The sequence below is a fragment of the Methylomonas sp. MK1 genome (assembly GCF_000365425.1).
Taxonomy (GTDB): domain Bacteria; phylum Pseudomonadota; class Gammaproteobacteria; order Methylococcales; family Methylomonadaceae; genus Methylomonas.
On sequence record NZ_AQOV01000001.1, the window covers coordinates 1,438,385 to 1,458,238 of the forward strand.

Sequence of the window (19,854 nt, forward strand, 5' to 3'; positions counted from 1 at the left end):
ACACAGCATAGATGTCTGATTGTGCAATCAGTTTTTAGGACGCATATGCGGGAACAGCAACACATCGCGAATACTTGGCGAGTTGGTGAACAACATCACCAAACGGTCGATACCGATGCCCTCCCCTGCGGTCGGTGGCATACCGTGCTCCAGCGCGGTGATGTAATCGGCATCGAAATGCATCGCTTCGTTGTCGCCGGCTTCCTTTTCTTCTACCTGTTTCTGGAAGCGCTCGGCTTGGTCCTCAGCATCGTTCAACTCGGTAAAGCCGTTGGCGATTTCGCGGCCGCCGACGAAAAACTCAAAACGGTCAGTGACATGCGGATCGTTGTCGTTCCGACGCGCTAGTGGTGAGACTTCCACAGGATATGCGGTAATGAAAGTCGGGTTCATCAAGCGATGTTCGACGGTTTTTTCGAAAATTTCGATTTGTACCTTGCCCAAGCCATAACTATCTTTAACCGGAATTTTCAGCTTTTCGGCAACTTTCACGGCTGCTTCGCGAGCCGTCAGATCAGCCAGCGTCAATTCAGGGTTGAAATGCAGGATGGACTCTAACACCGTCATCCGCGCGAAAGGTTTGCCGAAATCGTATTGGTCGCCTTGATATTCGATAACGCTATTGCCAACCACGTCTTCGGCTATGCCTTTCAGCATGGCTTCGGTCAAATCCATCAAGTCGCCGTATTCCGCGTAGGCTTGGTAGAACTCCATCATCGTAAACTCGGGATTATGCCGGGTCGACAAACCTTCGTTGCGAAAGTTACGGTTGATCTCGAACACCCGCTCAAAACCGCCCACTACCAGCCGTTTCAAATACAACTCCGGCGCGATGCGTAGATACAATTCCATGTCCAGCGCGTTGTGGAAGGTGGTAAACGGCCTAGCGGTCGCTCCACCGGGGATGACTTGCATCATCGGTGTTTCAACTTCTAAAAAGTCCCGCGCAATCAGAAATTCGCGAATGTAATTGACGATCTTCGAGCGCATCAAAAAGGTCTTGCGCGTCTCGTCGCTCATGATCAAGTCCAAATAGCGCTGGCGATATTTGATTTCTTGATCGGCGATGCCGTGGAATTTTTCCGGCAAAGGGCGCAGAGCTTTGGTCAGCAAACGAATATCGTCCAGTCTGACACTCAACTCGCCAACTTTAGTTTTAAACAACGTGCCCTCGGCACCAACGATATCGCCAATGTCCCATTTTTTAAACTGGTCGTTGTATACGCCTTCCGGCAGATTATCGCGGGCCACGTAAACTTGAATTTGCCCGGACATATCCTGCAAATGACAGAAGCTGGCCTTGCCCATGATGCGCCGTGTCATCATTCGCCCGGCGATCTTCACCCGAATCGGCTCAGCCAACAGCTCTTCTTCCGTTTTCTCGCCGTATTCGGCCAACAATTCACCGGCTACTACATTCCGCCGAAAATCGGTCGGAAATGCGATACCTTCTTCACGCAAAGAATTAAGTTTTTCGCGGCGTTGTTTGATCTGTTCTTGTTCGTCGTGTTCGAGTTCTGACATTTTGGTAATCGGTAAAATCAAATATGGATCGGGTTTATGGAATTCAAGTTGATGATGGGCCTTGCCGAAAATCAATTAACAACACTAACTATCTCGCCAATGGCAACAAACGTACCCTCTCGCGCAGTTCATCGGCAACGATCAGCGCCCCGTCGCTTAGCTCTCTTTCAAAGCGACGCAATAGGCCAATTGCTCGCAATCCGAGAACATTAGGTGAAACATCATGCGTACGTATTTGAAAAACGCTGGGGGATTCAGCATTGGTCAAGGCCAGTAAAGTGCCAAAATCGAGATCGTGTGTAAAAACGATAGCATTCTGAGAACGCGCCCAGTCAAATAATTCCGTGTCTAAAGCATCAACTGCCCCCACTTCAATCCAGTGCACGGCGTCGAAACCAGCCTCCACCAGCAGTGGCACCCAAGCTGGCGAAAGATTCATATCTAATAAAACCTTCATGCCGCCACAAGCGGCAACTCAACTTCTTCTGATCGCCAAGCAGCATAACGTAAAGCTTCGGTTATATCTTCCGCTTCTAAATACGGGTATAGATCGAGGACGTCTTTAAAGGTATAACCGCTGGCTATCAGACCGACAATAGTACCGGCAGTAACTCGAAGCCCCCGCAAGCAAGGTTTTCCACCCATGACAGCCGGGTTGAAGGTGATACGATCAAAATTTTTCATGTCGACCTCACAGTCTCTTTCTCATACGCGGGTAATTTACAGCCCACTCTTCAAACTAGCCTCGATAAACTGATCCAGCGCCCCGTCCAAAACGGCCTGAGTATTGCCGGTTTCGACGTTAGTACGCAGATCTTTGATGCGGGATTGATCTAACACGTAGGAACGAATCTGGCTGCCCCAACCGATGTCGGATTTAGAGTCTTCAATCGCTTGCAAACCTTCGCTGCGTTTCAGCATTTCCATCTCATAGAGCTTGGCTTTGAGCTGCTTCATGGCGGTATCTTTGTTTTTATGCTGTGATCTGTCGCTCTGGCATTGGGTCACGATGCCGCTGGGACCGTGCGTAATCCGCACCGCCGATTCCGTTCTATTGACGTGCTGACCGCCGGCGCCGCTGGCCCGGTATACGTCGATGCGCAAATCGGCTGGGTTGATGTCCACTTCGATGTCATCGTCAATTTCCGGCGACACGAAGACCGAGGCAAACGAAGTATGCCGGCGGTTGCCGGAGTCGAACGGCGATTTTCTGACCAAACGATGTACGCCGGTTTCGGTGCGCAACCAACCGAAGGCATACGGCCCCTCAAATTTGATGGTAGCACTTTTGATGCCGGCCACATCGCCCGGGGATTCTTCGATTAATTCGGTTTTAAAACCTTTTGCTTCGCCCCAACGCAAATACATCCGTTCAATCATCGATGCCCAATCCTGTGCTTCGGTGCCGCCTGAGCCGGATTGGACGTCCAGGAAGGCGTTATTGGCGTCCATCTCGCCGGAGAACATCCGTTGAAACTCCAAAGCCGCTACTTTCTTTTCGTACTCTTCAAGATCGAGGGCCACGGTATCGACCGTTTCTTCGTCGTTTTCTTCTACCGCCATCAACAACAATTCTTCGGCGTCGGACAAACCTTGTTCAAGCTCAATGATCGTATTGACGATGCCTTCCAGCATCGCCCTTTCCTTACCCATGGCTTGCGCTTGTTCCGGTTTATTCCAGATAGCCGGATCTTCCAGCTCGCGCAGCACCTCCACCAGACGCTCGCTTTTGTTCTCAAAATCAAGATAGCTTTTTAGGCCGGCACTCCGTTCGCGCAGGTCGGCTATCTTGTATTTAATCGGATTAATTTCTTGCATGAACCTCAAAACCCAAGCCAATACCCACACAGGGCACGAGACGCCGAGCGATGCCCGGCGCATTCAAAAAACCGTGGATTATAAACGATTACGCCACCGGGTTGGGCTGGCGGTTTTTTAAAGACCAGACGATGCAAGCAATGCCGGCCAATACAAACGGCACGCTCAGTAGCTGACCGGTGGTAAACATTACCCCGGTGTCGTACATGGCTTGCTCAGTTTTGAAGTATTCCAAGAAAAAACGCACAGTGAACAACATGGTGATGAAACAGCCGAACACGAACCCTGGCTTATTGGCCTGTTTTTTGTAAATCGCCAGTGAAATCAGATAAATCATCAGGTAACAAGCCGCCTCATATAGCTGCACTGGATGCCTAGGCAACGGATCGATCCGCGAAAACACAACCCCCCACGGTAAGTCCGTGGGAATACCTAGAATCTCCGAATTAAAGAAATTACCGATGCGGATTAGTGCGCCGGCCAAGGCGGTCGGGATACTGACTCTATCCAACAACCAAAAATAACTATCACCATATTTGCGCCGATACAAATACAAGGCCAGGATGATACCCAGTGTGGCGCCGTGACTCGCTAATCCTCCTTCCCACACTGCCAGAATTTTTAAGGGGTGAGATAAATAGTAGGCAGGATCGTAAAGCAGGGTATGCCCTAGACGCGCGCCGACGATGGTAGCTATCACCATATACCAAAGCAGCGTATCAAGCTCTTCGATATTTTTGCCTTCGCGCTGATAGATCCATTGCATAGTCAAAAAACTGCCGACAAAGCCGGATGCGAACATCAAGCCGTACCAGCGAATTTTCAGAAAGCCGAAATCGACAAGAATGGGGTCAATATTCCAGATGAAATGTTCCATGATTATGCGGAAAGTAGGTACGGTTTAAGCAAATGAGCGGCGATTCTAACGCCGACTGAGATTTTTCGCCGTTTATCTTGCGCGGGTCATCTTGAATCCGCTACTTGAATTCTGCCGTCGACGATCCTTACCGGAAAGGTGGCGACATCTTCGTAAGCCGGCGCGCATTTGACGGCGCCGGTTTTAACGCAAAACCGCGCCCCGTGACGCGGACAGACAATTTCATCGCCATCCAGCTCGCCGCTGGCGATTTCAGCACCGTCATGCGTGCAAACGTCTTCAATCGCATAACATTGATCATCGATTTTAAAAATTGCCACATCGGTACCGTCGACATCAACCAGCACATGTTCGCCATTTGCCAGTGCCGATTCGGCCACCACATCAATCCAATCGCTCATGCTTGCCTCGTTTGGGTTTAAGTTTTGTCTGCCAATTCATTTCAGATAAACGTCGTATCTTAGCAATTTGCCCTGATAGCTTTCGCTGGGCTTGCCGCCTAAGGGTTCCGCGTAATCAGGGCTTTTGACTACCACGCGTTTGCCGGTCGCCTGCCAGGCGGCGGCAAATAAGTCTGCCCGGTCCAGGTCATCACCTAAAATATCGCGCAGTATCGCCATCGATTTTCGCGTCGCTGCGGTTTGTTTACGTTTGGGAGGAAACATCGGATCCAGGTAAATGCAATCCGGCGCTTGCGACAAACCGCCCAGTAATTCGATGGCATTTCCGACCATTAGCGCGGGCGCTTGCAACTGCCGATTTAGCACCCAGTCCTTTTGCGCCAAACGTTGAAAACCATCCTTGATCAGTTCAGCCATTACCGGCGAGCGCTCGATGCACTGTACCTCGTACCCCATACGAAATAAGGCTAAACTGTCCTGCGCCCAGCCCGTGGTGGCATCGATAATGGTTTTGGTTTTCTTGCCGATCGCCTGCGCCAACAAGTCTTTTTTGGGGGCCGGATAGGAGTGTTGCTCGCCGGGACGTGGATCGATTTCGACTATCAAGCCGCCTTTTTTCAAGGTTTGCTTGTCCAGCAGTTTCAGGCAGCCGTCGCGGTAACAAAGAAAACACCCTTGCAGGAATTCGCCAGGTAGCTCTGACAAAACGAGCAAGGGCCAAGCCAAGCGCTCAGCTAGCGCCTGACTGGCGGACATCACCGAGTCATCGGTATAGACTACTGCCCCTTGTGCCAACACAGCCACCACGAGCGATAAATTACTCGGTGGAAATTGACTGGGCTTCGTTTTTCAAAGCAGCGTCTAAAGTATGCCAAGCTAGTGTGGCGCATTTCACCCGGGCAGGATATTCGCGCACCCCAGCCAACACAGCCAGTTTGCCGATGGCTTCGAGATTAATATCTTCGGTTTTACCCGTCGTCATTTCATGAAACTGCTTGAACAAAGTATCGGCCTCGGTTTCAGTCTTACCCTTGACGATTTCAGTCATTAAAGACACGGAAGCCGTGGAAATCGCGCAACCGGAGCCTTGGAAACTGGCATCGCTAATCACGTGATCATCAATTTTCAAAAACAACGTCAGCCTATCCCCGCACAAGGGATTAAAACCTTCCACTTGGCGATTGGCATTTTCCATCACCCGAAAATTACGAGGATTGCGGTTGTGGTCGAATATGACCTCTTGGTATAGATCGCGTAAATCTTCAAACATTAGCCAAACACCTCTATTAAGGATTTGATGCCTTGCATCAACACATCGATTTCTTGGCGGGTATTGTACATGGCAAACGAGGCCCGCGCCGTGGCGGGTACACCGTAAAAGTCCATCACCGGCATGGCGCAGTGGTGACCGGCGCGAATGGCGATGCCCAAACTGTCCAGCATGGTGCCGATGTCGTGCGGATGAATCCGATCCAGTGTGAACGACAAGATGCCACCCTTATGCGCAGCCTGACCGATAATATTGAGGCCTTTAATCTGCTCAGCTTGCTGGGTAGCGTAATCCAGCAACTCGGCTTCATAGGCCGCGATATTATCCATGCCAATGGCAGTGACGTAATCGATCGCCGCGCCCAAGCCGATGATTTCGGCAATGGCCGGCGTGCCGGCTTCGAACTTATGCGGCAGGCCGGCGTACTCGGTTTTTTGGAAAGTAACCTGCCTAATCATGTCGCCGCCGCCTTGATAGGGCGGCATGGCTTCCAGCAATGCCTGCTTACCATAAAGCACACCAGTGCCGGACGGTCCATAAAGCTTGTGGCCGGAAAACACGTAAAAGTCGCAGTCCAAGGCTTGTACATCCACCGCCATATGCGGAATTGCCTGCGCGCCGTCCAGCAATACCGGAATGTCTTTAGCGTGGGAGGCAGCGATAATTTTTTCCACCGGGTTGATCGTACCCAGGGCATTGGACATTTGGGTGATGGCCACTAGCTTGGTTTTGGCGTTCAACAATTGCGCAAACTCGTCGAACAGCAACTCGCCTTGTTGACTCATGGGTGCAACCTTCAAAACCGCCCCCATCTGCTGGCAAAGCATTTGCCAAGGCACGATATTGGCGTGGTGTTCCATCGCGCTAATCACGATTTCATCGCCGGCTTGCAGTTGCGATTTACCGTAACTCTGCGCCACCAGGTTGATCGCTTCGGTCGCGCCGCGCACGAAGATGATTTCCTTAGTACTGGCAGCGTTGATAAACGTCCTGACCTTCTCCCGAGCCCCTTCAAATTTATCCGTAGCCCGTACGCTTAAGGTGTGCACACCACGATGGATATTGGCGTATTCATGGCTGTAGGTATGCACGATGCTGTCGATTACCGCCTGCAGCTTCTGGCAACTGGCGGCGTTATCGAGATAAACCAAAGGGTTGTTACGGATTGTCTCGCCAAGGATAGGAAAATCGGCGCGGATTTGTTCTACTGGAAATATGCTCATCGCTAACTGTTTGGTTTAATTGATTTCGTCTTTAGTAAACACTAGAATCGAGATAGTCGATTCGATAAATGGATAAAACTATGGTCGCTGTCTTTCCGCAAAAACACCTTACTGACATCGCCGAGTGGCACCGCATGGGCGAAGCCGGGATTTTCCCACCGGAAACCCGTATGGAACTCATCGAAGGAGAAATCTTACACATGGCGCCGATAGGATTTAATCATGCAGGACATGTTACCCGGTTAACTCGCCACTTCTTCCGTTTGTTGGATGACACCATTTCGATTCGGTCTCAAAACCCCATCCAACTTGGCGATCTATCCGAACCCGAACCTGATTTAGTTTTGGTAAAGCCGGATGCCGACGACTACACCACTCGCCATCCCGAAGCAACGGACGTGCTGCTGCTGGTAGAAGTATCCGACAGCACCTTACGCTTCGACCGCACTCAAAAACTGCGCCTCTATGCCACCCACGGCATTACCGAGTACTGGATCGTCAACCTGATCGACAATTGCCTGGAAGTGTATCGGCAACCCCAAGACGGCGACTATCTGGATAAATCGGTACTGACAAAAGCCGATAGTATCAATCTGGTGGCTTTACCGGAGATTCAAGTCTCAGTCGCTTCGATCTTATAAACTGATCGCCGGAAATCGCTCTAACAACTCTTTCAGCAGCAAGGCTTTTAACTCGGCATTTTCGACCTTATCTACCATCTCGTTGGCAAACGCAAAGGTCAAAATATTTTTGGCCGACGCCTCGTCAAGACCGCGCGATTGCAGATAAAACACCGACTTTTCTTCCAATTGCCCCACCGTGACGCCGTGCGAACACTTTACGTCGTCGGCATAAATCTCCAGCTGCGGCTTGGTATCCACTTCGGCATCCGCCGATAACAGCAAGTTACGGTTGTTCATTTCCGAATCGGTGCGCTGCGCGTCCTCGGCCACGATCACCCGACCTTGAAACACCCCGCGTGCCTTGTTATCCAATACGCCTTTGTAAAACTCGCGGCTAATGCCGTGCGGTTTTAGGTGATTGATGCGGGTGTGGTTATCGATATGTTGGCGCTTACTGGCCACGAACAAACCGTTTAAAGAACACTCCGCGGCCGTATCCAGATCGCTATGAATGTCACTGCGCGCCAGCCCGCTGCCCAAAGCAAAATTATGATGATCAAAGCGGCTGTCTCGCGCTTGCTTAACGTAAGTGCCACCAAAATGCTGGGCTTTTTCGCTTTCAAGCTGGACTTTGTAAAGCATCAAACTGGCATTGTTGCCCAACAAACATTCATTGACGGAGGCGGTGAAATAGCTATCGATGCTGCCGACATAGGTTTCGACAATTTCCGCTTCGGCTTGCTCATTCAGGACAAACAAATTCCGGGTTGCTGCCAGCGCATCGGCTTGGGTAACCACGTGCAGAATCTGCAGAGGCTTTTCCAATTGCTGCTTAGCCGCCACTTCGATCACCACACCGTCGGCGAACCAGGCATTATTGAACGCCACCAGATTATGTTCAGCACTGGTCACAGCTTGTCCCAAACGACTTTCCAGCCAAGCCGGATTATCTTGCAAAGCCTGTTTCAGACTGGAAACAGACACTTTGCCTGCCAAGGCTTCCAGGCGCGACAAGGACGGCGAAAACAGTCCGTTGACCAAAACGACACTGGCGGCATCCTCCAATCTGTACTGATTCAACCAGTCTTCATCGACACTCTGGCTGGAGTTGGGTGCGAACAGGGTTTTATTTAGCGCCGACAAATTGGTGTAACGCCACTCTTCCTCGCGATTGCCAGGAAAGCCGCTGACGCCAAAAGCCTGCAAGGCCTGTTTTCTAAAGCCTTGCAGCCAAGGCAAATCCAGCCCCGGCAAACTCGCCGCCAAGCCGGAATATTCCGTTAAATACGCTGCGCCGCTCATGCCGCTTGCCCTTCCAGCCAGCTATAACCACGTTCTTCCAGCTCCAATGCCAATTCCGGTCCACCGGATTTAACAATCTTGCCGTCGGCCAACACATGCACCACATCAGGCTTGATATAGTCCAGCAGACGTTGGTAATGGGTGATCATCAAGAACGAACGTTCGGCGTTACGCAAGGAATTCACCCCTTCGGAGACAATGCGCAATGCGTCGATGTCCAAACCGGAATCGGTTTCGTCGAGGATGCACAGCTTGGGCTCCAATATCGCCGCCTGCAAAATCTCGTTACGCTTCTTCTCGCCACCGGAAAAGCCTTCGTTAACCGCGCGGTACAAAAACTTCTCGTCCATCTGCAACAACTTGACCTTGCTTTTGACAATGGTCAGAAAATCCATCGCGTCCACTTCCGGCAACCCCTGATGCTTGCGCATCGCATTCAGCGCGGCTTTCAACAAATAGATATTGCTGACGCCTGGGATTTCCACCGGATATTGAAAGGCCAAAAACACCCCTTCACGGGCACGAATTTCCGGGGCCAATTCCAGCAAGTCCTTGCCGTTATAAGTTACGCTGCCTTCGGTGACCGTGTAGCCGGCTTTACCGGACAACACATGCGATAAGGTACTCTTGCCGGCGCCGTTGGGGCCCATGATGGCGTGAACTTCACCTGGATTCATATCCAGGGTTAGGCCTTTTAATATGGGTTTGTCGTTGATGGTTACGTGGAGATTTTTTATGCTGAGCATACGTTTGGTCACCTAAGTTTTTTTAAATAATTCCGAACCTAATCGTTCCCACGCTCCAGCGTGGGAACGCAGCTTTTGACGCTCCAGCGTCACCATTAGCCTGGCTAGGTTGAATAACCCAGCATTTAAATTATGTGTCGCTAACGCGACGGTTTTTTAAAGTCGGGTCTCGGCCCGACAGCCGAGATACTTTCTTTTGCATCGCCAAAAGAAAGTATCCAAAGAAAAGGCGACCCGGATGCCGCTTTTATCCTGCGCTCCTCGCTTTTGAGCGGGGTTGCCGAAAGGGGCTTCCTGCCCCTTCGGCAACGCGATGCATCCATGCATCGCCCCTACGGGCTATTCCGTTCAAAAGCTCCGGTGCTCGGCGCGGCATACGGGAAGAAAAACCATCCCGTGCAGGTTGGGCAATTTTGCCCACCATTGGCTTTCATCCTGCGTGGGCACTAAACCATGCCACCCTACCCGGCAAAAAGCCTATAAATTCATAAAGTTTTCTATTTTATTTTCTAGCTTTACTGCTTTATCAGTTAACTGTTTAATCTCACGCTCAATGTCGCACATTCTTTCAATATGAAGACAATAGCCGCCATACACAGTACTATTGTTTATATTGCTCGAAAAGTCACTTAATGCTTTACCACTTTTTAAAAACTTATACATAACCTCTTTTAATCCCGGCTCTAATTCAGAAATTATTTGATATTTCTCGGAACTTAGCACACCAATCCTCGTTAAAGTCGAGCTTAGTGAAGTCGTTAAAGCTGCAAGTATCAATTGTTTTTCCTGCGCGACTGTTGATACTTTTAATAACTCTCTTGTCTTCTTTAGCTCATCTTTCTGCAACTCGTAAGTCTTTGCTATTAAATAGAAAGCAAATGATGCAATTACGGGATTAAGTATTCCGCCAACGTAATCACCAAACGTCCCCCAAACTTCATTTTTATCCGATAATTGGTCATTAAAATTAAAAAAATAACAACCAAATACAATAGAAACTATTAGGCACAGAAACGCTACAAACCATTTTGTGTTGATATCGTTCGAATCTGATTTCGTTGATTTATCCGAATTGTCCATAAATAATTTAAAAAGCAGATTCCGGTTCATAGCACATGCTGAACGGAGCGCCTGACGGCAGCATCCTAAAAATTCTTCCCAAATCAAAATATCCCACTGCCTTCAATCCCGCGACGGGGTTATTCCCATTATTCCGCCCCGAGCACCGCAGCTTTTGGCAAGATCGGCCCGCAGGGGAGCGGCAGGGATGCCGCTCGTTTTCGGAGGGGCTGGGAAGCCCCTTCCGAAAACCCTCGCCAAAAGCGAGAAGCGCAGGATTAAGGCGGAATTCCGGGTGGCCTTTTCTTTGGATACTTTCTTTTGGCCAAGCAAAAGAAAGTATCTCGGCTGTCGGGCCGAGACCCGACATATAAACCCCCCCGTCGCGCTAGCGACGCCTCAAACAGCAATGAAAGCTAGAGCTTTCAAGACCGCGTTCCCAAGCCGGAGCTTGGGAACCAGAAAAAACCCTTTTTAACCAACCGCCCCTTCCAAGCTAATCCCCAACAACGCCTGCGCCTCAACCGCAAACTCCATCGGCAACTCCTTAAACACTTCCTTACAAAACCCATTCACAATCATCGACACCGCATCTTCCGCAGACAAACCGCGTTGCTGGCAAAAGAACAATTGATCTTCACTGATCTTGGAGGTGGTCGCTTCATGCTCGATCTGCGCGGTCGGCTGTTTCACTTCCACGTAAGGGAACGTGTGTGCGCCGCATTTATCACCAACCAACAGCGAATCACATTGGGTATGGTTGCGGGCGTTTTCGGCGGACTTGGCCACTTTCACCAAACCACGATAGGTATTTTGCGCCCGACCGGCGGAAATACCCTTCGACACGATGGTGCTGCGGGTGTTTTTGCCGATATGGATCATCTTGGTACCGGTGTCGGCTTGTTGCAGGTTATTGGTCAAGGCCACTGAGTAAAACTCGCCGACCGAATCGTCGCCTAGCAACACGCAGCTTGGGTATTTCCAGGTAATCGCGGAGCCGGTTTCGACTTGGGTCCAGGATACTTTGGAATTGTGGCCGCGACATTCGGCACGCTTGGTGACGAAGTTATAAATACCGCCTTTGCCATCTTTATCGCCCGGATACCAGTTTTGCACGGTGGAATATTTGATCTGGGCATTGTCCATTGCCACCAGCTCTACTACCGCCGCATGCAACTGGTTTTCGTCTCGCATTGGCGCGGTGCAGCCTTCCAGGTAAGACACATGGGACCCTTCATCGGCAATGATCAAAGTTCTTTCAAACTGGCCCGTATTGGCGGCGTTAATTCTGAAATAGGTCGATAACTCCATCGGGCAACGCACCCCCTTGGGGATGTAAACAAAAGAACCATCAGTGAAGACGGCGGCATTCAATGCAGCGAAAAAGTTATCACCGGTTGGTACTACGCTACCAAGGTATTGCTTCACTAATTCCGGGTGTTCCTGCAAGGCTTCGGAAATCGGGCAGAAAATCACCCCGGCATCTTTCAATTTGCCTTTAAAAGTCGTGGCTACCGACACGCTGTCGAACACTGCATCGACTGCGATACCAGCCAAACGCTCTTGTTCGTCGAGCGGGATGCCGAGCTTTTTATAGGTATCCAGTAACTCTGGATCGACTTCATCCAGGCTTTTCGGCCCGGCTTTTTTTGATTTTGGCGCCGAGTAGTAACTGATGGATTGATAATCGATGGGATCGATTTTAAGTTGCGCCCAGTCTGGCGATGGCATGGTCTGCCAATGCCGGAAGGCTTTAAGCCGATATTCCAGCATGAATTCCGGCTCGTTTTTGACTTTGGATAACCGGCGAATCACGTCTTCGTCCAAGCCTGGCGGAAACGTATCGACTTCCAGCTCGGTCACAAACCCTTGTTTATATTCCTGACTGATCAAATGTTCAATTTCTTGTGCGCTGGTAGACATAATCTTTTGGGTAATTAGCGAAACAACTGGTTAACCGGAATGGAGACTTCTTCCGGCTGTTTAAACGGCAAAATCAGATCGGCTAAGGTCACCGATTCCAGCGCATTGGCGATTTTTTGGTTAATCAAATGCCAATTGCCTTGAATCCGGCAACCGCTGGCTTGATCGCAACTCTTGTGCGACACGGTGCATTCAGTCAGGGCAATCGGCCCTTCCAAAGCAAAAATCACGGTGGCCACGCTAATCCGGCTAGGCTCTTTAGCCAAGGCGTAACCGCCTTTTGCCCCGCGCATAGACACCAACACACCCGCCTTAAGCAGTATCTTTAAGATCTTGCTTACCGTTGGCTGCGAGATGCCGGTGGCCTCAGCAATTTCTAAAGCCCCATGCACACAACTCCTGTCCCTTGCCATGTAGCTCAAGATCACCGTGGCATAGTCTGTTAGCTTGCTCAACCTTAACATCGCGCTCCTTTTACATTTAGGACTATTTTAGTCTTATTTAAATCCTTAGTAAACAGCTTGGTTATTAAAAATCTTATTTTCCCATGAACACCGTTATCTTGTGAGTTCTCGTACACGGTGTTATCTGGTTCAGCATCGGGGAAAAACAGCTTGCAACAACTTTTCCCTGAAAATCTTGTTTTTTTGCAATACACTTCTTAAGAGAACGAAACACACTCCATTTGATAAAAAGCCATGACCCAAACTCGCAGCCCTATTGTTTTGATGTACCACGGTACGCCCGACGCTCAACCCGAGTCGCATTACTCCATAAGCGCGGACTTGTTTGCGAAGCATTTGCGGTATCTAAAGCAAGAAGGTTGGACAACGGTTTTGTTCAAAGACTTGCAAAGTGCCAAATCGCTACCTGAAAAAAGTGTGGTCATTACTTTTGATGATGGCTACGAAGACAACTATCCGGGGGCTTTTTTGCCTCTGATGGCACTTGGGATGAAGGCCACATGGTTTATCGCTACCGATTGCATCGGCGGTCATGCCCATTGGCTAGGCAAACCATCAACTCAGACACGGATGCTAACGACGGAACGACTGCTTGAAATGCATGCAGCCGGAATGGAAGTTGCTTCGCACACCTGCTCGCATCCAGACCTATCGATACTCAGCGCAGACCAACAACAGTTCGAACTTTCAAAAGCCAAAGCTGTTCTTGAAGATTTATTGTCAACCCAAGTCAGCAGCCTGGCCTATCCCTTTGGCAGATTCAACTCGGATTCAATCACCATAGCCGAACAGACAGGCTATAGCATGGCTTGCACCACCCGCCCCGGCTGGTTCGATAGCGAACCAAACCCTTACCTAGTTAGACGTATTGCCATATTCTCCGGCGACGGTGTCAGCACACTAGCCCGCAAATTAAACTTTGCGGATAACGATGTATCTTGGAAAAAAATGACGCGCTACTATGCGAACCGTGTTTGGGATAAACTGGTTCATACGATTTGATTGCAAATACCACTGCTGATTTTAGCGAAGCTATGAATCAACAGTGATTAAGGGCGCAGAAATTCGTCACCACCAGAATTCAAAACTTTTACGCCGAGCTCAAAAACCCAACCCCCTGAACATGACTTTGCCCGGCAACTCTTTACCACTCTCTACATTTAGATATCGACAATGAGCATGGAAAAAGCCTCTAAAAAGCTCACATTCGCTTTTTGCACCTACAACCGTGCGGAAAGGTTAGAGAATCTGGTGTTTGCCATGCGAGCGCAATCTTGTCCGATTCCATTTGAAATTCTTGCTGTCGATAATAATAGTAGCGACACGACAAGCGATGTATTGAAACAACTTCAGCAACTACCAGGCCCGACACTCCGCTGGGTGCATGAACCCAACCAAGGCATAGTCGCAGCGCGCAACAGAGCCATACAAGAGGCAATCAATTCAGACATTCTGGTGTTTATTGACGACGATGAACTACCTTTATGCGGACTCTTGGAGACAGTTGTACACGCATACCTTAGCGAAGGCGCCGAATGCGTTGGCGGACGAATCGATATAGACTTTACAGACCATAAGCGTCCAGAATGGCTTGAGGACGAATTATTGGGATTTCTAGGCGCGCTGGATCACGGTAAACAAGCTTTCTGGATAGAAGACAGCACTACACCGGTTTGGGCCGGCAACATTGCATATGATATGGCGATATTCCGAAACGATCCGGCATTGCGCTTTGATCGCAGATATGACCGCAAAGGTAAAACCATAGGAGGAGGCGAAGACGTGATGATGTTTAATGTGCTACTCCAGCAAAAGCGCCGAATACGTTACCGCCCGGACATGGCGATACTTCACGCCGTCGAACCATGGCGACTCCGGCGACGCTACTTTTTAGATGTTCACTTTCTGGCCGGCTATCGAGGAGCAATTAATGACTTTCCGGTCTATCATCGCACCTACTTGGGTATACCGCCATTCTTGATCTCGCAAATTGTCCGCCAAACTTGGCAATGGCTTGCATTGGCATTCGCTGCAAAACATAGCCTGCGCCAAGCAATGAATGTCAGCTATTCTCTCGGGCAAATATGTGGCTGTTTTTCACGCTGGAAAAACAAAATATTAATAAATAATTAAATTAAGCCGACCATTAAAAGCTTAGTTAAGTGCATTAAAACCTACTAAATTAAACTCCGTGCGCGACATAGTTGTTCTTATTTTTCTGATATGCTGCATAGTTGCCGCAATAAAAAAACCATGGTGGGGGGTACTATCGTTAGCAATATTCAGCTACTTGAATCCACACGCCTATGCCTGGGGAGCAGTACGTTCGCTACCGGTATACTATGTGTTATTTTTGGTAGTTGTTGTCAGCACGTTCAACACCAAAGATAAACAGCCCATCCCTAAAGATTGGCGAATTTCAGTTTTTATAACACTTTGGTTCTATTTCATATTTACCACAACCCAATCTCCTTTACAGGATATTGCCTGGGAAAAATTTTTGTTCGTCTCTAAAGTATTTGTGCCCTTCTATTTCACATGGGTACTCATCAATACCAGGGAAAAACTCTATTATCTGATTTCCACCATAGGGGCCTCTATCGGCATTGTTGCAGTTAAAGGTGGTATATTTGCTATCTTAACCGGCTTTGGTCACCGCGTATATGGACCTCCCAATACGCAATTCGAGGACAACAATTTATTTGCCGTTGCGATGTTGATTGCGGTGCCTCTGCTATTAGTATGGGAAAAAGAAGTGCAGAAGAGCTGGCTTAAAAAAGGAATATTACTATCCATTCCGATCATCTATGCCGCTTCATTATCATCATGGTCTCGAGGCGCATTACTTACCATGATCGCTCTAACGTTTACGCTGATTTCAAACAGCAAACGTAAATACTTGATGATCCCTCTAGTAATTGGCGGTACATTTTTTGTCATCCCCTATTTGCCTGAAGAATGGTTCGGACGTATGCACACCATGGAAACTTACGAGGAAGACCTTTCCGCCATGTCACGAATAGAAGCATGGACAGATGGCTGGAATCATGTGCTGAGCCACCCGTTTACCGGAGCGGGATTCGATGGCTGGATACATGTCACGATGCGGGATTGGCACAGTTCTTACGTAGAAATGCTTGCTGAACATGGCTTTATAGCATTCGGGTTATGGATTTCACTGATACTGGGTAGCGTTTTTGGATTAACCCGTTTATCAAGACAAGCTAAACGAGTAGAAGACATGGAGTGGGTGCGCCACTATAGCCTAATGGTCAGAACGTCGATCATTTGCTATATGGTTGGCACTGCTTTCCTCGGTTTATCCTATTGGGATTTGATTTATCATTTAGTTTTTATATCGATGTTAATTAAAAAATTCGCATTACAAGAATTTTCGGAAAAAGCACGCCTAAATGAACAGCAGTACAAAAAAATCGAAATATAATAATTTAGCCACCATTCATACTCATCCAATCGAATAAAATAGAGATGGAAAAAATACTGGTGTCCCTCTACTGCTCATCCGCTGCCGCACTGCTTTTTACTATTACATTAATCATTCTTACCTTACACAACTATTCTCGTACCGGACCCGGCATCCAAAAAGAAATAGAAAAAAAGTTTGGGTATTATGTGGTTTTCGCCCTAACCAGACTAGCCGTTTGGTTATTTATCATATTTTTTCTGACATCCTTACCCGGCTCTATTGCAGCTTATTCAATATCACAGCTCACTGCATTGATGGAATTTAATTTCATCACAGGTTTAACCTACTGCTTAATATCAACCGCACTCATTACCACCTACTTTTTTTTACACCAACTCCTGTATACACCGGGCACCATTCAATTATCTTTCCAGTATAGATTTTCCAGATTGTTTGTTATTTGGAAAATATTATCTCCCGAAATAATAAGCGGCATAAAGTTTTCATTACTTTTATCGCTGTCTATAACATCGGCAATCGCTCTATTTTTCGCTATCGAAGAAAATAATACGCCACTAGTGATCTATATAGTAGCCTTGGCCGTTTTATATGCTTACATCTATTACGCAACGATAGTTAACGAACCAGTTATCGCTAAAGCCACGTCCCAAACAAAACCCAACGTGATTATGATAGGTTCCGATACATTGCGCCATGACAGACTAGGCGGCAGTAACTATCACAGAAATCTTACCCCCAACATTGATAAATTAAGCGCGAACGGCTTACGACTTTATAAATGCATAACCCCTGTCGCCAGAACGGCACCAAGTATTACATCCCTATTTACCGGATTATGGCCGCATAACCATAAAATTCGCGACAACTATCCATCCCTGGCAGACTGTAAATTACCGCAGCCGTCTTTGATCGACATATTAAACGAGCACGGTTACTTGACTGCATGCATCTCCGATTGGTGCGGAGCCGATTTCGCAAAATTAAGTTTTAACTTCAAGGAAATCTCCGTCGCCGAAGATCAATGGAATATCAAACTGCTACTAAGGCAAGGCCCGTCTTTAATCAGAAATGTATTGTCGCTATTCACCAATAATGCATTAGGAAAACGCTTCTTACCCGAGTTCTATTACCTGGCCGGCGTACCCTTGATCCGAAGCTTGAGCCGCGAATGCCGCCAATTAATTGCCCGTTCGGCGAAAAACTCGCAGCCCTTTTTTATTAATTTGTTCACTTCTGCCACTCACGTCCCGTTCAATTCGGAGTATCCCTATTACAACTTATTTACCCCAAAAGACTATAAAGGTGAATCACGGTTTATTATGACCAGACTCGCCTCGGCGGAAGAAATTATCAAAAAACAGGAAAAAACATCGGAGTTTTTCGACATCCCGCAAATTATTAATTTATATGACAGCTGCGTCAAACAATTCGATGACGAAGTGGGGAAAATAATTGATTATATTGAAAAGTCCAATTTATCCGATAATACCATCGTAATCATATATAGTGATCATGGTGCGGATTTTTTTGAAACCGGATGCTGGGGCCAGGGCAATACCTTGATTGGAGACGACCCCAGCGGCAGAATTCCATTGGTGATGAAAGGCCCTGGAGTGCCTAATGGCGTAAACTTTAAGCCGACTACCCGCTCTATTGACGTGATGCCAACTTTGCTAGATTTGTTGAATATACCCATTCCAACAAAGCTCGACGGTGTTAATTTGATTCCTTATGTGAAAGCACAAACATCACCTGAGCTTTTTGCTTTTCAAGAAACAGGGATTTGGCTAGGAAAAATACCCGGTTTACATCCCGAACAAATTTTATATCCCAATATTGTTGAATTACTGGATATTCCTGACAAAAAATCCGGCACGCTGGTAGTCAACGAAAAACATTATCCCACGGTTATCCGCGCGAAAAGCCGTTCCATACAGAATGAAAAGTGGAAACTAATTTATATAGCGACTTACACAAAGCCTGTGTATCAGCTATACGACTTAGAAAACGACCCATATCGGGATGTAATAGAGTCTCATCCCGATATATTTGCGGAGCTTAAAAAACTATTGGATAGCCACATCAAAAGTGACCCTTTGTTTGAATCTGGTAATTAAAATAAAAAACTGTTGCACAGCTTAAAACTGTGCAATTGGTGTATTAAAAATTATTCACTGATAGTACTGAAGATACCAAGCAACAAACCGTTCAATACCCTGCTCAATAGTCGTGTTTGGCTTATAACCAACATCCGCCACCAAGGCCTCCACATCGGCGAACGTATCGGGAACATCACCAGGCTGCAACGGCAATAGATTTTTCTCGACAGTCTTACCGAGAAAGCGTTCCAAGGTTTCGATATAAGACAGCAGTTCCACTGGATTCTGGTTACCAATGTTATAGACCCGCCAAGGCGCTCTACTAGTGCCTGGATCGGGCTTTTCTCCACTCCAGTCCGGATTAGGCGAAGCGTTATGATCCATGGTCCGAATCACGCCCTCAACAATATCGTCTATATAAGTAAAATCGCGGCGGTGCTTACCGTAGTTGAATACATTGATTTTCTCGCCATTCAAAATAGCCTTTGTGAACAAAAACAATGCCATGTCGGGGCGGCCCCACGGTCCATACACGGTAAAAAAGCGTAAACCCGTGGTAGGCAATTGATACAAGTTGCTGTAGGTATGCGCCATCAGCTCATTGGCTTTTTTTGACGCCGCATACAAGCTCAACGGATGATCGACATTGTCATGCACGGAAAACGGCATGGATTCGTTCGCACCGTACACGGAACTGCTGGAGGCGTATACCAAGTGCTCCACCTGATTATGCCGGCAACCTTCCAATATATTGATGAAACCGACAATGTTACTATCGATATAGGCATGCGGGTTCTCGATGGAATAGCGCACACCAGCCTGAGCCGCCAGATTAACCACTTTTTGCGGCTGGTGCTTTTTAAATAAAGCCTCCATGCCGTCTCTATCGGCAATATCTAATCTGACATCGGTATAACCGGCAAAATCTTTGATTCGATCTAAGCGACTCAATTTCAGGTTAACATCGTAATAGTCATTAAGATTATCGACACCAATGACCTCGTCACCACGCTCCAATAATCTCAGCGCCAAATGATTGCCTATAAAACCGGCGGTGCCGGTCACCATAATCTTCAT

20 protein-coding genes are annotated in these 19,854 nt (G+C 48.0%); 5 read left to right on the forward strand and 15 right to left on the reverse strand.

What is annotated here, in order from left to right:
- Window positions 1-27: 27 nt before the first annotated feature.
- The 9 genes from lysS to G006_RS0106660 form a co-directional block, all read right to left on the reverse strand.
- Complete coding sequence (gene lysS / locus G006_RS0106620) at window positions 28-1,524, reverse strand: lysine--tRNA ligase (protein ID WP_026146898.1); 1,497 nt, start codon at window positions 1,522-1,524, stop codon at window positions 28-30.
- 88 nt (window positions 1,525-1,612) lie between these two features.
- On the reverse strand, window positions 1,613-1,981 hold the full coding sequence (locus G006_RS0106625; protein ID WP_020482394.1) for a DUF5615 family PIN-like protein: 369 nt from the start codon (window positions 1,979-1,981) through the stop codon (window positions 1,613-1,615).
- Window positions 1,978-2,208: a DUF433 domain-containing protein gene (locus G006_RS0106630; protein ID WP_020482395.1), complete on the reverse strand. Its 231-nt coding sequence runs from the start codon at window positions 2,206-2,208 to the stop codon at window positions 1,978-1,980. Before G006_RS0106630 ends, G006_RS0106625 begins: the two co-directional genes overlap by 4 nt.
- Before the next feature lie 36 nt (window positions 2,209-2,244).
- Window positions 2,245-3,342, reverse strand: a complete 1,098-nt coding sequence (gene prfB / locus G006_RS0106635) for a peptide chain release factor 2 (protein ID WP_026146899.1) — start codon at window positions 3,340-3,342, stop codon at window positions 2,245-2,247.
- A gap of 88 nt (window positions 3,343-3,430) precedes the next feature.
- Window positions 3,431-4,219, reverse strand: coding sequence for a prolipoprotein diacylglyceryl transferase (gene lgt, locus G006_RS0106640; protein ID WP_020482397.1), 789 nt, complete (start codon window positions 4,217-4,219; stop codon window positions 3,431-3,433).
- A gap of 86 nt (window positions 4,220-4,305) precedes the next feature.
- Window positions 4,306-4,620 carry a non-heme iron oxygenase ferredoxin subunit gene (locus G006_RS0106645; RefSeq protein ID WP_020482398.1) on the reverse strand — a complete coding sequence of 105 codons (315 nt, stop codon included), beginning with the start codon at window positions 4,618-4,620 and terminating at the stop codon, window positions 4,306-4,308.
- 36 nt (window positions 4,621-4,656) lie between these two features.
- Window positions 4,657-5,376: a class I SAM-dependent methyltransferase gene (locus G006_RS0106650; RefSeq protein ID WP_020482399.1), complete on the reverse strand. Its 720-nt coding sequence runs from the start codon at window positions 5,374-5,376 to the stop codon at window positions 4,657-4,659.
- Between the two features lie 61 nt (window positions 5,377-5,437).
- Window positions 5,438-5,890: a Fe-S cluster assembly sulfur transfer protein SufU gene (sufU, locus tag G006_RS0106655; protein WP_020482400.1), complete on the reverse strand. Its 453-nt coding sequence runs from the start codon at window positions 5,888-5,890 to the stop codon at window positions 5,438-5,440.
- The gene (locus tag G006_RS0106660; protein ID WP_020482401.1) at window positions 5,890-7,113 is read right to left on the reverse strand and encodes a cysteine desulfurase; all 1,224 of its coding nucleotides are present in this window, start codon (window positions 7,111-7,113) and stop codon (window positions 5,890-5,892) included. The genes sufU and G006_RS0106660 overlap by 1 nt, the downstream gene beginning before the upstream one ends.
- A gap of 68 nt (window positions 7,114-7,181) precedes the next feature.
- On the opposite strand from G006_RS0106660, the gene G006_RS0106665 reads away from it, so the two are divergent.
- On the forward strand, window positions 7,182-7,754 hold the full coding sequence (locus tag G006_RS0106665) for a Uma2 family endonuclease (RefSeq protein WP_235048836.1): 573 nt from the start codon (window positions 7,182-7,184) through the stop codon (window positions 7,752-7,754).
- Here the strand turns inward: G006_RS0106665 and sufD are convergent.
- From sufD to G006_RS0106695, 5 genes are all read right to left on the reverse strand, one after another.
- Entirely contained in the window at window positions 7,749-9,038 is a 1,290-nt protein-coding gene (sufD, locus tag G006_RS0106670) for a Fe-S cluster assembly protein SufD (RefSeq protein ID WP_020482403.1), read from the reverse strand. The two genes, G006_RS0106665 and sufD, sit on opposite strands and share 6 nt — an antisense overlap.
- Window positions 9,035-9,784 carry a Fe-S cluster assembly ATPase SufC gene (gene sufC, locus G006_RS0106675; protein ID WP_020482404.1) on the reverse strand — a complete coding sequence of 250 codons (750 nt, stop codon included), beginning with the start codon at window positions 9,782-9,784 and terminating at the stop codon, window positions 9,035-9,037. Before sufC ends, sufD begins: the two co-directional genes overlap by 4 nt.
- A gap of 477 nt (window positions 9,785-10,261) precedes the next feature.
- Complete coding sequence (locus G006_RS26960; protein ID WP_152428818.1) at window positions 10,262-10,951, reverse strand: hypothetical protein; 690 nt, start codon at window positions 10,949-10,951, stop codon at window positions 10,262-10,264.
- Between the two features lie 366 nt (window positions 10,952-11,317).
- The gene (gene sufB, locus G006_RS0106690; protein ID WP_020482407.1) at window positions 11,318-12,766 is read right to left on the reverse strand and encodes a Fe-S cluster assembly protein SufB; all 1,449 of its coding nucleotides are present in this window, start codon (window positions 12,764-12,766) and stop codon (window positions 11,318-11,320) included.
- A gap of 14 nt (window positions 12,767-12,780) precedes the next feature.
- Window positions 12,781-13,230, reverse strand: coding sequence for an SUF system Fe-S cluster assembly regulator (locus G006_RS0106695; RefSeq protein ID WP_026146901.1), 450 nt, complete (start codon window positions 13,228-13,230; stop codon window positions 12,781-12,783).
- A gap of 372 nt (window positions 13,231-13,602) precedes the next feature.
- On the opposite strand from G006_RS0106695, the gene G006_RS0106700 reads away from it, so the two are divergent.
- The 4 genes from G006_RS0106700 to G006_RS25100 all read left to right on the forward strand — a co-directional run bounded on the left by G006_RS0106700 (window position 13,603) and on the right by G006_RS25100 (window position 18,795).
- Window positions 13,603-14,232, forward strand: a complete 630-nt coding sequence (locus tag G006_RS0106700) for a polysaccharide deacetylase family protein (RefSeq protein WP_235048837.1) — start codon at window positions 13,603-13,605, stop codon at window positions 14,230-14,232.
- Window positions 14,233-14,403: 171 nt separating this feature from the next.
- Window positions 14,404-15,363 (forward strand): glycosyltransferase, encoded by a 960-nt coding sequence (locus tag G006_RS0106705; protein WP_020482410.1) that lies wholly within the window; start codon window positions 14,404-14,406, stop codon window positions 15,361-15,363.
- Between the two features lie 58 nt (window positions 15,364-15,421).
- A complete protein-coding gene (locus G006_RS25095) occupies window positions 15,422-16,675 on the forward strand; it encodes a putative O-glycosylation ligase, exosortase A system-associated (protein WP_051067671.1) in 1,254 nt (417 codons plus the stop codon).
- Window positions 16,676-16,719: 44 nt separating this feature from the next.
- Window positions 16,720-18,795: a sulfatase family protein gene (locus G006_RS25100; protein ID WP_081607895.1), complete on the forward strand. Its 2,076-nt coding sequence runs from the start codon at window positions 16,720-16,722 to the stop codon at window positions 18,793-18,795.
- A 54-nt stretch (window positions 18,796-18,849) separates the two neighbouring features.
- On the opposite strand, the gene G006_RS0106720 is transcribed toward G006_RS25100, so the two are convergent.
- The gene (locus G006_RS0106720) at window positions 18,850-19,854 is read right to left on the reverse strand and encodes an NAD-dependent epimerase (RefSeq protein ID WP_020482413.1); all 1,005 of its coding nucleotides are present in this window, start codon (window positions 19,852-19,854) and stop codon (window positions 18,850-18,852) included.